The organism is Salinivibrio socompensis S35, assembly GCF_000513715.1.
Classification (GTDB): domain Bacteria; phylum Pseudomonadota; class Gammaproteobacteria; order Enterobacterales; family Vibrionaceae; genus Salinivibrio; species Salinivibrio socompensis.
Genome location: NZ_AQOD01000009.1, coordinates 1 through 15,112 on the forward strand (window position 1 = coordinate 1; position 15,112 = coordinate 15,112).

The 15,112-nt window shown below is 50.4% G+C and carries 8 protein-coding genes and 4 pseudogenes; 5 read left to right on the forward strand and 7 right to left on the reverse strand.

Annotated features, from left to right (window positions below):
- Nucleotides 1-507: 507 nt before the first annotated feature.
- Nucleotides 508-828 carry an ATP-dependent Clp protease adapter ClpS gene (gene clpS / locus DZ54_RS0101050; RefSeq protein ID WP_025672814.1) on the forward strand — a complete coding sequence of 107 codons (321 nt, stop codon included), beginning with the start codon at nt 508-510 and terminating at the stop codon, nt 826-828.
- 45 nt (nt 829-873) lie between these two features.
- Nucleotides 874-3,130: pseudogene (gene clpA / locus DZ54_RS17905) on the forward strand (ATP-dependent Clp protease ATP-binding subunit ClpA).
- A gap of 71 nt (nt 3,131-3,201) precedes the next feature.
- On the opposite strand, the gene infA reads toward clpA, so the two are convergent.
- The 7 genes and pseudogenes from infA to ald form a co-directional block, all read right to left on the reverse strand.
- Nucleotides 3,202-3,420 carry a translation initiation factor IF-1 gene (gene infA, locus DZ54_RS0101060; protein ID WP_025672815.1) on the reverse strand — a complete coding sequence of 73 codons (219 nt, stop codon included), beginning with the start codon at nt 3,418-3,420 and terminating at the stop codon, nt 3,202-3,204.
- A gap of 129 nt (nt 3,421-3,549) precedes the next feature.
- Nucleotides 3,550-4,275, reverse strand: coding sequence for an arginyltransferase (locus DZ54_RS0101065; protein WP_025672816.1), 726 nt, complete (start codon nt 4,273-4,275; stop codon nt 3,550-3,552).
- Nucleotides 4,272-4,985 carry a leucyl/phenylalanyl-tRNA--protein transferase gene (gene aat / locus DZ54_RS0101070; RefSeq protein WP_025672817.1) on the reverse strand — a complete coding sequence of 238 codons (714 nt, stop codon included), beginning with the start codon at nt 4,983-4,985 and terminating at the stop codon, nt 4,272-4,274. Before aat ends, DZ54_RS0101065 begins: the two co-directional genes overlap by 4 nt.
- A 15-nt stretch (nt 4,986-5,000) precedes the next feature.
- Nucleotides 5,001-6,718: pseudogene (cydC, locus tag DZ54_RS17910) on the reverse strand (heme ABC transporter ATP-binding protein/permease CydC).
- Nucleotides 6,711-8,479, reverse strand: a pseudogene (gene cydD, locus DZ54_RS17915) (heme ABC transporter permease/ATP-binding protein CydD). The pseudogenes cydC and cydD overlap by 8 nt, the downstream one beginning before the upstream one ends.
- A gap of 77 nt (nt 8,480-8,556) precedes the next feature.
- Nucleotides 8,557-9,516 (reverse strand): thioredoxin-disulfide reductase, encoded by a 960-nt coding sequence (trxB, locus tag DZ54_RS0101085; protein WP_025672818.1) that lies wholly within the window; start codon nt 9,514-9,516, stop codon nt 8,557-8,559.
- 118 nt (nt 9,517-9,634) lie between these two features.
- Nucleotides 9,635-10,759 (reverse strand): alanine dehydrogenase, encoded by a 1,125-nt coding sequence (gene ald, locus DZ54_RS0101090; RefSeq protein ID WP_025672819.1) that lies wholly within the window; start codon nt 10,757-10,759, stop codon nt 9,635-9,637.
- A gap of 166 nt (nt 10,760-10,925) precedes the next feature.
- Between ald and lrp the strand changes: the two genes are divergently transcribed.
- The 3 genes and pseudogenes from lrp to lolA all read left to right on the forward strand — a co-directional run bounded on the left by lrp (nt 10,926) and on the right by lolA (nt 15,099).
- The gene (lrp, locus tag DZ54_RS0101095) at nt 10,926-11,420 is read left to right on the forward strand and encodes a leucine-responsive transcriptional regulator Lrp (protein WP_025672820.1); all 495 of its coding nucleotides are present in this window, start codon (nt 10,926-10,928) and stop codon (nt 11,418-11,420) included.
- Between the two features lie 223 nt (nt 11,421-11,643).
- Nucleotides 11,644-14,438, forward strand: a pseudogene (locus tag DZ54_RS23160) (DNA translocase FtsK).
- A gap of 16 nt (nt 14,439-14,454) precedes the next feature.
- A complete protein-coding gene (lolA, locus tag DZ54_RS0101105; protein WP_037353224.1) occupies nt 14,455-15,099 on the forward strand; it encodes an outer membrane lipoprotein periplasmic chaperone LolA in 645 nt (214 codons plus the stop codon).
- The last annotated feature ends 13 nt before the right edge of the window (nt 15,100-15,112 follow it).

The following is a 15,112-nucleotide window of genomic DNA, read 5'->3' on the forward strand; positions in this document are numbered from 1 at the left end:
GGGCTATTCAACTCATTGTTTTATATTATTTTTGTTCTTATCATCTTTCGTGTAATGATTTTACGTTTTTTGTCGACGTCATGTGGGGTTTGCTGATATGTGCTAACAGCGGTTGCGTAAAAATGAAGATTTCTTGAATAATTGCACGTAAAGGAGGTGAGCAAGAAGTGTACGTGCGACCTTGTTTGAACCACGGAGGAGCGTCTTGATAGGTATATTTTGTGCCTCTTTTTTTGTGCATCACCGTGCGTGGCCAGTTGGTAACGCGTTACCAAAGGTTTTATCACGAGCAGTGAACGAATTGGCGTTTTTAACTCTATACACCTTTACCATGATAAAACGCTACCGTGATTAACAATTGCTCAGGCAAACGATGTTCGCATTGAAAAGGTTGCTGGAATACAATCTGTAGCTTAACTTTAAGGATAGGTGGACGGGATTCGTGGATGGCAGTGCTGCCCCGCCACACGATGAGTCTTGACACCCTAACAATGCATTGAAGTGGTTATGAGTAATTGGAATCAATGGGGTTTGCCTGACGCCGATCTTGAGGCGTCAGAAAAGACCAAGTTACAACCGCCATCGATGTACAAGGTGGTGCTAAACAATGATGACTATACTCCTATGGAGTTTGTTATCGACGTGCTCCAGACGTTTTTTGCCATGGACATTGACAAAGCGACACAAGTGATGCTGACGGTGCACTACGAAGGAAAAGCGGTCTGCGGTGTGTTTACTGCCGAGGTCGCTGAAACGAAAGTGGCACAGGTAATGATGTATGCCAAAGAGCATGGCCATCCGCTACTGTGCACGATGGAGAAAGCGTAAGCTGCTTCATCACGCTTTAGCGCGGTTTTTGAGGGAGGTGCCTTTATGCTTAACAAAGAACTTGAAGCAAGTTTGAACAGCGCGTTTGCACGTGCGCGTGAAAAACGTCACGAATTTATGACGGTGGAGCACCTGCTTCTCGCGTTGATCGAAAATGCGGCGGCGCATGAGGCGCTCGTGGCATGTCGGGCGGACCTGGAGGCGTTACGCAAAGAACTCGATGCGTTTATTGAACAAACCACACCACTGATTCCGGCGAATGATGAAATCGCGTGAAACACAACCGACGTTGAGCTTCCAGCGCGTCTTGCAACGGGCCGTGTTTCACGTTCAGTCATCGGGACGAAGCGAAGTCAGTGGTGCAAACGTGCTTGTCGCTATCTTTAGTGAGCAAGAGTCGCATGCGGCCTATTTGCTGAAGAAAAATGATGTTAGCCGTTTAGATGTAGTTAACTACATCTCCCACGGCACCAGCAAAGACGACAGTGACGATCTTCCGAGCAGCGACATGGGAGCGGAAGAAGCGGGTGCCGATCCCGGTGAAGATCGCTTAGAGAATTTTGCCACCAATCTTAACCAATTGGCGCGGGTCGGTGGAATTGATCCATTGATCGGGCGTGATAAAGAACTCGAGCGGACCATTCAGGTTCTGTGCCGTCGCCGTAAGAACAATCCATTGCTTGTGGGTGAGGCCGGCGTCGGTAAAACCGCGATTGCCGAAGGACTAGCATGGCGGATTGTTGAAGGCCAAGTGCCTGATGTGATTAAAGACTGTGTTATCTACTCGCTGGATATTGGGTCACTCTTGGCGGGGACCAAGTATCGTGGTGATTTTGAGAAGCGCTTTAAATCGATTTTAAAGCAGCTTGAGAAAGAAGATCATGCCGTCCTCTTCATTGACGAGATCCACACCATCATTGGTGCAGGCGCGGCAAGTGGCGGCCAAGTCGATGCCGCGAACTTGATTAAACCGCTACTGAGCAGTGGTAAACTACGCTGTCTTGGTTCGACGACCTACCAAGAGTACGGCTCCATTTTTGAGAAAGAACGTGCACTGGCGCGCCGCTTTCAGAAGATTGATGTGTTGGAGCCGTCTATCGATGATACCACCAAGATCTTGATGGGCTTGAAACCAAAATACGAAGCTCACCATGAAGTGCGGTATACCAATAAAGCGATTCGTGCGGCGGTCGAGTTGTCAGCGAAATACATCAACGAACGTCACTTGCCTGACAAGGCGATTGACGTGATTGACGAAGCGGGCGCGCGATGCCGTATGGCACCGGCGAGTAAGCGTAAAAAAACCGTCAATGTGCCTGATGTTGAAACCATGATTGCTAAAATGGCACGAATACCAGAAAAGTCGATTTCTTCATCCGACAAAGATGTGCTGCAATCGTTAGACGACAAACTCAAGATGTTGGTGTTTGGGCAAGATACCGCGATCACGGCATTGTCTGAGGCGATCAAACTCAGTCGTGCAGGCTTGGGCGATGATAACAAACCCGTGGGGTCGTTCTTGTTTGCCGGGCCAACAGGCGTGGGTAAGACCGAAGTTACCGTACAGCTTGCACGTGCCATGGGCATTGAGCTACAACGTTTTGATATGTCCGAATACATGGAGCGTCACACCGTCAGCCGTTTGATTGGTGCGCCTCCAGGTTATGTCGGCTACGATCAGGGCGGTCTGCTGACCGATGCAGTGATTAAGCATCCTTACAGTGTGGTTCTGCTAGATGAAATCGAAAAAGCGCATCCGGATGTGTTTAACTTGTTACTACAAGTTATGGATAACGGAACACTGACCGACAACAATGGCCGTAAAGCGGATTTCCGAAATGTTATTTTGGTGATGACAACCAACGCTGGGGTAGCAGAAACCGTACGTAAATCCATTGGCTTGATTCAGCAAGATCATAGTCATGATGCGATGTCGGAAATTAAAAAGATCTTTTCGCCTGAGTTCCGTAACCGTCTTGATAATATCATCTGGTTTAACCATTTGGACGAGCAAGTGATCTTGCAAGTGGTGGATAAGTTTATTGTCGAGCTACAAGCGCAACTGGATGTAAAAGGTGTGTCCCTAGAGGTGACATCTGAAGCGAAACAGTGGCTGGCAGAAGAAGGCTATGACAAAGCGATGGGCGCGCGACCTATGGGGCGTGTGATTCAGGATAACTTGAAAAAGCCGTTAGCGAACGAATTGCTCTTCGGTTGTTTGGTTAACGGAGGAACGGTCCGCGTGGTATTGAAAAATAACCGCTTGGACTTCCAGTTCAGTGATCAAATGGAACCAGCGTAACCGCGATTGCCCGTGTTCAGTAAAGCAAAACCCGGCTTAAAAGCCGGGTTTTTTTGATCGCGTTCGGAGGATTAACGCGAACGGAAAACGATGCGACCTTTCGACAAATCGTAAGGGGTCATCTCAACAGTGACTTTGTCGCCGGTCAGGATGCGGATATAGTGCTTACGCATCTTGCCTGAAATGTGGGCAGTCACCACGTGACCGTTTTCTAGCTCTACACGGAACATAGTGTTAGGCAGCGTATCCAATACGATGCCTTGCATTTCAATTACGTCTTCTTTTGCCATTGAATCCTCTTAGGCCTATTCTGATAGCCAATTTTTTGACCGACAGATAATGCCTCTATTCTGAAAGTCTGTAAAGTTCGGGTGCGAATTTTACCCTGTTGGGGCGCGCCTTGCTAGAAAAAATAGCGACTATTGTGGAATAACTGGCCAGGAAAAGGCCCGCCACTGCTGATTGATAAAGCGTTGATGGGGATAATAGTCTGCTTTATAGCGCATTGCGGCGCAGGCATCGATTTGGTAGCCCAAGTACAGCCAAGGCAACTGCATCGATTTTGCCAGCTGAAGCTGCGCCTGAATACTTACACGCCCTAATGAAAATCGATGCTGGGGATCAAAAAACGTATATAAGGCACTGAGGCCGTCATCCACCAGATCGATCACTGCGACGGCGACCAAATGTGATCCCGGCTCTTCATTCTGGTACAGATGAATAAAGCGCGGAGTCAGCCAACGGCTATGGATAAAATCTAAGAAGTCTTGCCGTTTAGCTGGGTACATATTGCCCTCTGCGTGACGGGCGGTGATATAGCGGTCATACAAATCGAACCAATGGTCATCTAACTGATCACTGACATGCATGGTTAAGCGCTTAAGCTGGCTGCGATGCCGCTTTTGACTTTTTGATGGACGGTAATGGTCGACATCGACTCTCAACGCTTGGCAAGCCTGACAAGAAGGGCAATGAGGACGGTAGATTAGATTACCGCTTCGCCGAAAGCCGGCCGCTAACAGGGCGCCATAGCGTTGGCGTTGATGGTATTCTGGAGACATCACCACCGCGAGTTGCTTGGTGTGATCAGTAAGATACTGGCAATTAGCGCCTGGTGTGACGCCAACTTGGATCCCAACACTCATGTCATTCTCCAATCGGCAAGGCGTTGCGACGGATAGCCATTGGTAATAGGGCGGTCACGATACGCGTTAAGGGCGTGGATAAATGCGTCACGCGGCCAAGGCTGCGCACCTAATGATGCTAAGTGCGGTGTCATCATTTGGCAGTCAATATACTGGCCACCTTGGTGAGCAAAATACTGGCTGAATTGCCACAGCGCGAATTTAGACGCATTGGTTGTGCTGGAAAACATCGATTCACCACAGAAAATTGCGCCCACCGAGACACCGTATAATCCGCCCACTAAGGTATCATCTTGCCACACTTCCACGCTGTGGGCGTCACCTTGATGATGAAGCTGGCAATAGGCCGCTTGCATTTCATGCGTGATCCAAGTTTGCTCCGGCCCTCGAATCTCGGCACATAGAGCAATAACGCGCTCAAAGGCCTGATTCAAGGTAACCGTCATTCCGGACTTTCTCGCCGCTTTTTGCAAGCTTCTGCTAGCGTGAAACTCGGTTGGTTGAATGATGGCCCGCTCTCTGGGTGACCACCATAACAGCGGATCATCTTCGCCAAACCATGGGAAAATACCGTTGCGATACGCCGACATAAGCCGCACAGGGCGGAGGTCGCCCCCGATGGCAAGCAAGCCATCGGGGTGAGCCAGCGCCTCGGTCACAGGTGGAAAACGAACGTCCTCTTCTGCTAAAGGAGGTAAAAAGAGGGTCATAATTTGCTCTCTGATTTACAGCCGATGCATTAATTGCGCATATCGTCCATTGGCATTGAGCAGTGACGCGTGTGTTCCTTGCTCAACAATCTGACCCGCGTCCATTAAACAGACAGTGTCCATCTGCTCCAAGCCGACCAGACGATGGGTAATGATGATAACCGTTTTATCTTGGCAATGGGTTTTTAGTAAAGATAGGATCTCTGCTTCAGTTTGCACGTCTAAGCCCTCTGTCGGCTCATCCAAGAGCATGATAGGGGCTGAATGCAAAAGACCACGCGCAATCCCTAAACGACGCCGCTCACCGCCTGACAACTGGCGTCCACCATCGCCTAGCCAAGTATCTAAGCCTTGTCCTTCTAATAAACGCGCCAAGCCAACCTGCTTCAGTACGTGAGACAACGCGGTATCCGAGGCACTTGGACAGGCGAGAATGAGATTATCGCGTAGTGAGCCATTAAAGAGATCAACGCGTTGTGTCACCACTGACATGGCATCATGTAACGTCGATTCATCCACTCGATCAACGGCACACCCTCGAGTGTGATTTGACCCTGAGTCGGATCCCACGCGCGGGTGAGTAAACTTAGAAGGGTAGACTTACCACAACCGGTGCGGCCCAATAAGGCGACAGTTTGTCCCGCGGCGATGTCCAGCGAGATACCTGATACCGCCTCTTGTGCCGCGCCCGGATATTGATAGCTAACATTATCCAAGCCAATCGTACCCGTAACTGGCCCTTTATGGCCTGCAGCGGGGAATGGCACACTGGGTTCACGTTCAGTGATGGCGTTGAGCCGTTTTGCCGCCGTGAGCGTTTTGCCTAAATACTGGAAAGCGGCTGTAATTGGCATCATTAACTCAAAACTGGCCATGGTCGTGAACGCAACCATCGCAATAAGCGGCCCTGGAACTCGATGACCGACACCATCGGCCGCCAGCCAAACCATCAACACCAAGGTGAGTCCAGTGGCTGCGATCAGCACTGCGTTAGCTAATCCTGTAATACGTGCCATATTCGCTTGCGCGTTGAGCATGGCCTGTTCGCTGTCATCAATACGTGCGCGGTATCGTTCGCGGGCCCCAAATAATGCCAACTCCGCATGACCTTGCAGCCAGTCGAGTAGGGCAATTCGGGTGGCGGCATTTTGTTCTAACTGATCTCGACCCTGATCTTTACCCAGCTGGTAGAAAACGATGGGTAGGCCGATAAGCAATACCAGTAAACTGAGGCCCAAGGCTAAACCGAGCGTGGGATCGAACCAGCCCAAGAACAAGCTTACGGCGAGTACGCCGAGCACGCCAACCACCATGGGGCTGATAAGGCGCAGGTAAACATGATCCATGGCGTCGACATCCGCCACCATGCGGTTAAGCAAATCACCATCACGCATATTAAGACGGTGGTCGGGCACCAAAGGCGCTAATTTACGGAAAAACGAAACGCGTAGGTCGGCGAGCAGTTTGAAGGTGGCGTTGTGGCTCACCACACGTTCAGCCCAGCGACCAAATGTACGGCCAATCGAAAAACCACGCACTCCTGCGGCCGGCAACATATAGTTAAAGGTGGCTAGGCCTGCAATGCCAGCCACTGCCGCGGCGGCAATGAACCAGCCGGAGAGGGTGAGCAAGCCAATGGCGGCAAACAATGTGGCAAACGCGAGGACGATGCCCAAACTTAAGCCAAACCAATGGCGTTTATACAAGCGCAGATAAGGCAGTAATTCACGCATCAAGATTTCTCCTATCGGCTGAAGCCAGCATCTCTGCCAGCGGCCCTGTTTGAGCTAATTCATGATACTGGCCTTGTTGAACCAGCTTACCGTCGGCCATGAGCCAAACTTGATCACTGTTAGCCAGTGCATCTAAACGGTGAGAGACTTGGATGCAGGTTTTCTGCTGGGTCGCCGTGTGTAAGCTTTCAATCACGAGTTGTTCACTGTGTGCATCCAGGCTTGCGGTCGGCTCATCTAGTACCCATAACCCGCCGTCTTGCAATAATGCGCGCGCGACCGCAATACGCTGCGCTTGGCCTACTGACAAGCCACCATTACGGTCACCGACGCCGTGCGCAAGTCCATCTTTTAATCGCATTACAAATTCATCGACATAGGCCTGAGTCATTACCTGGTTGATGGTTTCTGGGCTCGCATCGGGATTAGCGAGTGCGATATTGTCGCGAATACTGCCATGGAACAGTTGCGGATTTTGTCCCACCCAGCTAATGGCTTGTCGCCAATGTGATAGTGCCAGTTCACTACGCTCACAGCCATTGATGGTTAGGCTACCGCGGTAGGGAAGAAAGCCAAGTAGTGCATTAAGCAGGCTGGATTTGCCAGCACCACTGACACCAACCAGCGCAACCTGTTCGCCCGGTTGGATTGAAAAGCACATTGGACCTGCCAATACTTGGCCATCTGGCTGAGCACTTCGAGATCGTGGGCGTTGATAGCAACCGCTGATAGATCCGGTGTTTTATCGCCTTGTGTACCTGTGTCTGGCTGGGCATCAAGAAAATCAACGATAGACTCTGCAGCGCCAATGGCCTGTGCCTTGGCATGGTAAAACGTCCCTAAGTCACGGAGTGGCTGATAAAACTCAGGCGCTAATACCAGCACAAATAAACCGGTAAAGAGTGAAATAGGGGCGCCATAGTGGCCAAAATCAAGCTCGCCAATAAAGTTGAAACCAAAATACACTGCCACGACTGCAATTGAAATCGCGGTGAAAAATTCAAGCACAGCGGACGATAAGAACGCTAGACGTAACACTTCCATCGTCCGTTGACGGAACGTATGTGATGCCAAGTGTAATTGATCCGCTTCGGCCTCAACGCGATTAAATAATTTGAGTGTGGGTAGCCCACGTAAACGATCGTAAAAATAGCCAGATAACCGCTGTAGCGCTTTAAAATTCTTACGGTTGGCATCGGCGGCTTTCATTCCAACCAGTGCCATGAACAGGGGAACCAGTGGTGCCGTGATCAAAAAAATCAGTCCAGCGGCCCAATTGATGGGAAACACGACGACCAGAATCACTAAGGGGATCAAGACAGCGATTGCCATCTGGGGTAAGTAACGAGCGAAAAAGTCTTGTAACTCTTCAACTTGTTCAAGAATCAAACTCGCCCAGCTCCCGGCCGGTTGCCCTTGAATACTCGCCGGCCCAAGCGCATGAAGGCGGTTAAGAATTAACTGACGAATATGTTGCCGAATGGTCTCGCCACAGCGATAGCCGGTTTGCTCTTTGGCCCAACTACATCCGGCACGAGCTAAAACAACCCCCACCAGTGTGATAAAGCTTGGGAGTAAGGTGTATTTATCGGTTTGCTCAATAATTAGTTGATGCAGCAGGTGGGCGAGAAGTGCTGCTTGGGCAATCAAAAGCACGCCAGAGAGGAGTGCAATGCTAATCGTCGCAACTAACCAGGGTTTAGCTAACGTGCTCTGCGACTTGAGCCATTGGGTTAGCGCCCGCTGTTTAGATTTATCCATATCATCTTATTATTTTATCAAAGCCTGGCAACAGGCTGGGCAGGCTATCGGATGATAGCCTGCATGAACGCGAGAAATTACTGATTCGCGAGTGCGTCGAGATAACGCTCGGCATCTAGCGCCGCCATACAGCCGGTCCCTGCCGAGGTGATCGCTTGACGATAAACATGATCCATGACATCACCAGCAGCAAAAACACCTTCAACACTGGTTTGGGTGGCGTTGCCATTCAAGCCGGACTCAACGTGGATATAGCCATTTTCCATCGTCAGCTGGCCAGCAAAAATTTCCGTGTTAGGTTTGTGGCCAATCGCGACAAAAACGCCCATCACATCGAGGGTTTCGGTCTCATCGCTTTGTGTGTCTTTTAAACGTGCTTGCGTCACGCCCATTTCATCGCCCAAGACTTCATCCAACACACGGTTAGTATGTAGGACAATATTACCGGTCTTCACTTTGTCCATCATACGATCGACCAAAATTTTCTCGGCACGGAAGGTATCACGACGATGAACGACGTGCACTTCAGAGGCAATATTAGAGAGGTATAAGGCCTCTTCGACTGCCGTATTCCCCCCGCCAATTACCGCTACTTTTTGGTTGCGATAGAAAAAGCCATCACAGGTAGCACACGCAGATACACCACGTCCCTTGAACGCGTCTTCAGACGGTAAGCCGAGGTATTGCGCCGATGCACCGGTAGAAATAATCAACGCATCGCAGGTGAACTCACCGTTGTCGCCTTTTAGGCGGAAAGGGCGTGAGGATAAATCCACGTCATTGATATGGTCAAAAATGATCTCGGTGTCGAATTTTTCTGCATGGGCTTTCATGCGGTCCATTAATGCGGGGCCGGTCAGTCCTTCCGGATCACCAGGCCAGTTTTCAACATCCGTGGTGGTCGTGAGCTGACCCCCCTGTTGCATGCCTGTTACCATAACAGGGTTTAAATTGGCACGCGCAGCGTAAACAGCCGCGGTGTAGCCCGCAGGGCCTGAACCAAGAATCAATAGGTTCGCATGCTTAATGTTACTCATTCACGTCTCCGAGCAGGAAAGAGGTTCGTTTTTTGAATGGAGTGATTGTAGGTAAATTGGAAGGCTAAAGAAAGGGCACCGTGATGGTGCCCGCTATTTCTGTTATTGATATTACCGATTAATGGGCTGACTTCAGCGCATCCAGGGCATTAACGTAAGGGAGATCAAAGCCTTCAGCCACTTCCTTGATGGTGACGTGGCCACCAAGCACGTTGAGGCCGTTACGCAAATGCTCATCTTGAACTAACGCATCGCGATAGCCTTGGTTAGCAAGCTTCACAATATATGGCAGTGTTGCGTTATTTAGGGCGACGGTTGAGGTGCGTGCCACGGCGCCTGGCATATTTGCCACACAGTAATGAACAACATCATCAACGATGTAGGTTGGATCAGCGTGGGTGGTGGCATGTGAGGTCGCAAAACAGCCCCCTTGGTCGATAGCGACATCGACAACCGCGGCGCCTGGCTTCATACGCTTGATATGGTCTTCATTAACCAGCTTAGGTGCTGCTGCACCAGGGATCAGTACCGCACCGATAACTAAATCTGCGTTGAGGACATGTTGGTCAAGAGTTTCTTCGGTTGAATAGACTACCTTGGCGCGGCCTTGGAATTCTTCGTCCAAGCGACGCAAGGTATCAACATTCTTATCTAAAATCGTCACGTCAGCACGGAGGCCAACCGCCATACGCGCGGCGTTAGAGCCGACCACACCCCCGCCAAGTATCACGATTTTGGCAGGTTCAACACCGGGTACGCCGCTCAGCAGCATGCCTGAGCCGCCGTGTGATTTTTCTAACGCTTGTGCACCAGCTTGAATAGACATTCTGCCGGCGACTTCAGACATGGGCGCTAATAGTGGCAATCGACCTTTAGAATCTGTTACCGTTTCATAGGCAATACAGATGGCTTTACTTTTAATTAAGTCTTCTGTTTGCGGAAAATCTGGTGCAAGATGCAAATAGGTGAACAAAATCTGTCCTTCGCGGAGCATAGCACGCTCGACAGCTTGTGGCTCTTTGACCTTGACAATCATCTCTGCTTTCGCAAATACGTCAGCGGCAGCAGGCAGAATAGATGCCCCAGCGGCTTTATAGTCATCGTCAGAGAAACCAATACCGTTACCTGCATTGGTCTCAACATAGACTGAGTGGCCGTGAGAAATAAGCTCGCGGACACTCGCTGGAACCATACCAACGCGGTACTCATGGTTCTTGATTTCTTTTGGAACGCCAATGATCATGCTGTCACCTCTTGTTTATTCAGTGTTATCGGCTGGCTTGTTATTGAAATTGTCAATTTTCAGGCTAGTATAAAGGCAATAAACTAGCATTTGATGCTAAAGATTGCTTAGATGTTATTTAATTTGGTATATCTTTTTGCAAGGAAGTAACAAGGTGGAATAAAAAATGGTAGATACCAAAAACAAGCCCTCCAAAGAATTGGACCGTATTGACCGCAACATCCTGAATGAGCTCCAAAAGGATGGACGAGTCTCCAACGTTGAGCTATCAAAACGTGTCGGTCTTTCTCCAACCCCCTGTCTCGAACGTGTTCGACGTTTAGAACGCCAAGGCTATATTCTTGGTTACACGGCACAGCTTAACCCCCAGTATTTAGATGCATCGCTGCTCGTATTTGTGGAAATCACACTGAATCGTGGTGCACCTGATGTCTTTGAACAATTTAATAAAGCGGTGCAGACGCTAGAAGACATCCAAGAATGTTCGTTAGTGTCAGGGGATTTCGACTACCTACTTAAAACACGAGTAGCGGATATGTCCGCTTATCGCAAGTTATTAGGTGAAACATTGCTACGTTTACCCGGCGTGAATGACACACGTACTTACGTGGTAATGGAAGAGGTAAAACAAAGCAATCACCTGGTAATCCAAACACGTTAAACCGTGGGTAGAGGGTGACGCAAAACACACACTAAGCCGGGCACTGCGCTCGGCTTATTTTTTGTACGCAATGGCTCAGAGAATGTGATATCTCGGTAAAGATTGAGCGTAAACACGCATCATGCCTGCTGTCACGGCATGAATGTGATAAAGTCAGGGCAATCAGAGCAAGCTCCATTCAGGGTGAGGAATGCGATTCACGAACAATATTAAACAGGTAATGATGGAGTTTTCTTTACGTCGAGAGCCGAAAACGGCTCAGCCTAAAGCGCGTTTAGATGGCGGTCAGCGTTTGAAAGAGTGTGGGTTCATCGTCGTACTCGCCGCTGCGGTGTTTACCATGGTGGCGTTGCTGTCTTTTAATCCGGCCGATCCTTCGTGGTCGCAAACCGCGTGGCATGGTGATGTCCACAATGCGGCTGGCGCAATGGGCGCATGGATTGCCGATAGCTTTTTCTTCTCATTTGGGGTTTTGGCGTATCCATTGCCGCCGGCTGCCATTGTTGGTGGCTGGGTTTTCTTACGGCGGCGTGGTGACGATGATCCCATTAATTACACCATCATTGGTGCACGCTTACTGGGTCTCCTTGTTCTTTTTCTGACTAGTGGTTCGCTGGCCGATCTTAACTTTGATGATTTTTGGCACTTTTCGTCGGGGGGTGTCATGGGAGATGTCACCAATAGCCTCGCCCTACCATTGTTTAATGTCCTCGGTACCACCTTGGTGATGCTGTTTGGCTGGGCCGCCGGTTTTACCCTGTTCACTGGTATTTCTTGGCTAACGGTTGTGGATCATCTCGGCGCGGTGACGCTTAAGGGGATCACCTGGCTGGTTAATCGACTTCGCGGCGAGACACCGACGCAACTTGGTGTCCCTGGCTCATCGGCGCGAGAGGGTAAAGACGCGATGCCGTCGAGTGACGCGCCCGAGCCGATGGAGCTGAGTGATTTACGTCGATTGACGCCATCATCCCTAAGAATACGCCCGTCTCTGAAAGATCGGCAGCGTCGGAAAAAGAAGCGGTAGACCAAACAGTCAGCACCGTCGCAGACGTCGATGATCAGGCCGATTACGCACCAGAGAGGCCGATCATCTTTGGTGGTCAAGCTGCGTCTGAGCAAGCTGGAACGGTGCAATCCGAATCAGACACGTCGGACAGCGCGGACGAGCCCACACTGGGACAGTGGCAAACCGCTGTTGCTGATGACGAGTCTTCTGCGCCGGTATTGAGTGCAGACACCGATCGAGATAATCCAGTACATACACCTCCTAAGCATGATCTTGAGCCGGCTGCCGCGCCGCAAGCACCCACTGACCAACCAGTGCATGCTGATACTACCTACGGCAATCAAGATGGGCTCTCGGAGCTAGAGCGTGCGGAGCAGGCAAGTAAAGTGGCAGATGACGATGAAGATCCGTTCCAAGAAACGATTCGCCAAGCACAAAAAGCTCAGCAGCAAGCGGCCGGGCTCGATCATCCTTTCTTAGTGAAAGATGAGCCCAACTTGCCTAAACCGGCAGAACCTTTCCCGACCCTCGAACTGTTGGATCCCGCGCGCCATACAGCGCAACAAGCCACGCGCGAAGAGCTAGAGCAAATAGCACGCTTGGTTGAAGCACGCTTGGAAGATTTTAAAGTGCAAGCGCGTGTGGTGGGTGTGTATCCAGGGCCGGTGATCACGCGTTTTGAGCTTGATTTGGCACCGGGGGTTAAGGTCTCACGGATTTCAGGTTTATCCAAAGACTTAGCGCGTGCGCTATCAACCACCGCAGTGCGCGTGGTCGAGGTGATCCCAGGTAAGCCTTACATTGGCCTTGAGCTCCCGAACGAGCACCGTGAAACGGTGTTTATGTCTGAAGTGATTGGCAGTGAGCGATTTAAAAATAGCCAGTCACCGATCTCCGTGGTGTTGGGAAATGACATTGCTGGTGAGGCCATTATTACCGATCTTGGCAAAGCACCGCATATGCTGGTGGCGGGTACGACAGGATCGGGTAAATCGGTGGGCGTCAACGTGATGCTGGTTAGCATGCTCTATAAGGCGTCTCCCGAGGATGTACGCTTTATCATGATCGACCCGAAAATGCTGGAGCTATCGGTGTATGAGGGCATTCCACATTTGCTGTCAGAAGTTGTGACCGATATGAAGGATGCTGGCAATGCGCTGCGTTGGTGTGTGGGTGAGATGGAGCGACGTTATAAGCTGATGTCAGCGCTTGGGGTGCGCAACCTTAAAGGCTTTAACGAAAAGGTCAAAGCGGCAGAAGCGGCGAATAATCCGATCCCCGACCCATTGTGGAAGCCGGGCGATAGCATGGATGAATCGGCGCCTAAACTGGAAAAATTGCCTTACATCGTAGTAGTTGTGGATGAATTTTCTGATCTCATGATGGTGGTCGGTAAAAAAGTTGAAGAGCTGATCGCACGATTAGCACAAAAAGCGCGGGCAGCGGGCATTCATCTTGTGCTCGCCACTCAACGTCCTTCTGTGGACGTGATTACCGGCCTCATAAAAGCCAACATTCCAACGCGTATGGCGTTTACTGTCTCGACCAAAACAGATTCGCGCACCATCCTTGACCAAGGCGGCGCTGAGTCGTTATTGGGAATGGGGGATATGCTCTTTATGCCCAATGGATCCAACCATCCAATTCGCGTACATGGTGCCTTTGTCAGTGATGAAGAGGTCCATCGGGTGGTTAATAATTGGAAAGCGCGAGGCAAACCGCAATATATCGATGAAATTACCCAAGGCGATCAGGGCACCGACAGCCTGCTGCCGGGTGAAGCGCCGACCGGTGGCGATGGCGAAGAGCTGGATCAGTTGTTTGACCAAGTGGTTGAATTCGTCACTGAAAGTCGTCGTGGCTCGGTGTCGGGTGTACAACGCCGATTTAAAATTGGTTATAACCGCGCGGCGCGTATCGTGGAACAACTGGAAGCTCATGGTGTCGTAAGTTCACCAGGCCACAATGGTAATCGCGAAGTAATCGCACCGCCGCCACCGAAAGATTGATCGAATGGAAGGTTCAATGACTCGATTTACTGCTGTCCGCCATTTGTTGGCGGTGATATCTCTGTTGGTTGTCATCAGTGCCCAGGCGCAAACAGAGGTACAAAAAAACGACGCACAACAACACTTAGTCGAAAGGCTGAATAAGGTCGATGCCTTCAGCGCACAGTTTGAACAAAGGGTGCAGAGCCCAGAGGGTGATGAGATTCATCAAGCGAAAGGGACCTTGGCTATCCAACGGCCCAATTTGTTTAATTGGACGACGGCGTCGCCGGACGAAACCATCATGATTTCCGACGGTGAAACTTTGTGGTATTACAGCCCCTTTGTTGAGCAAGTGACCGCGATGTGGCTAGAAGATGCAACGGCACAAACGCCTTTTGTGTTATTGACCCGAAATCAACCGGGCGATTGGCAGGACTACCAAATTAGCCAAGCCGGCGATACCTTTACACTGGCGCCGAAAACCACCGGCACCATTGAGCAGTTTGATGTCACGGTTAAACCGGATGGTACCTTGACGGCCTTTAAGGTGGTTGAGCAAGATGGGCAACAAAGCCAGTTTGTGCTGAGCCAATTTAGCCGGCAAGCACCAGCGGCGGACGTGTTTTCGTTTACCCCGCCCGAGTCGGTGATGATTGACGATCAACGTCAGCCACGTTAACTGTATCGGAGGA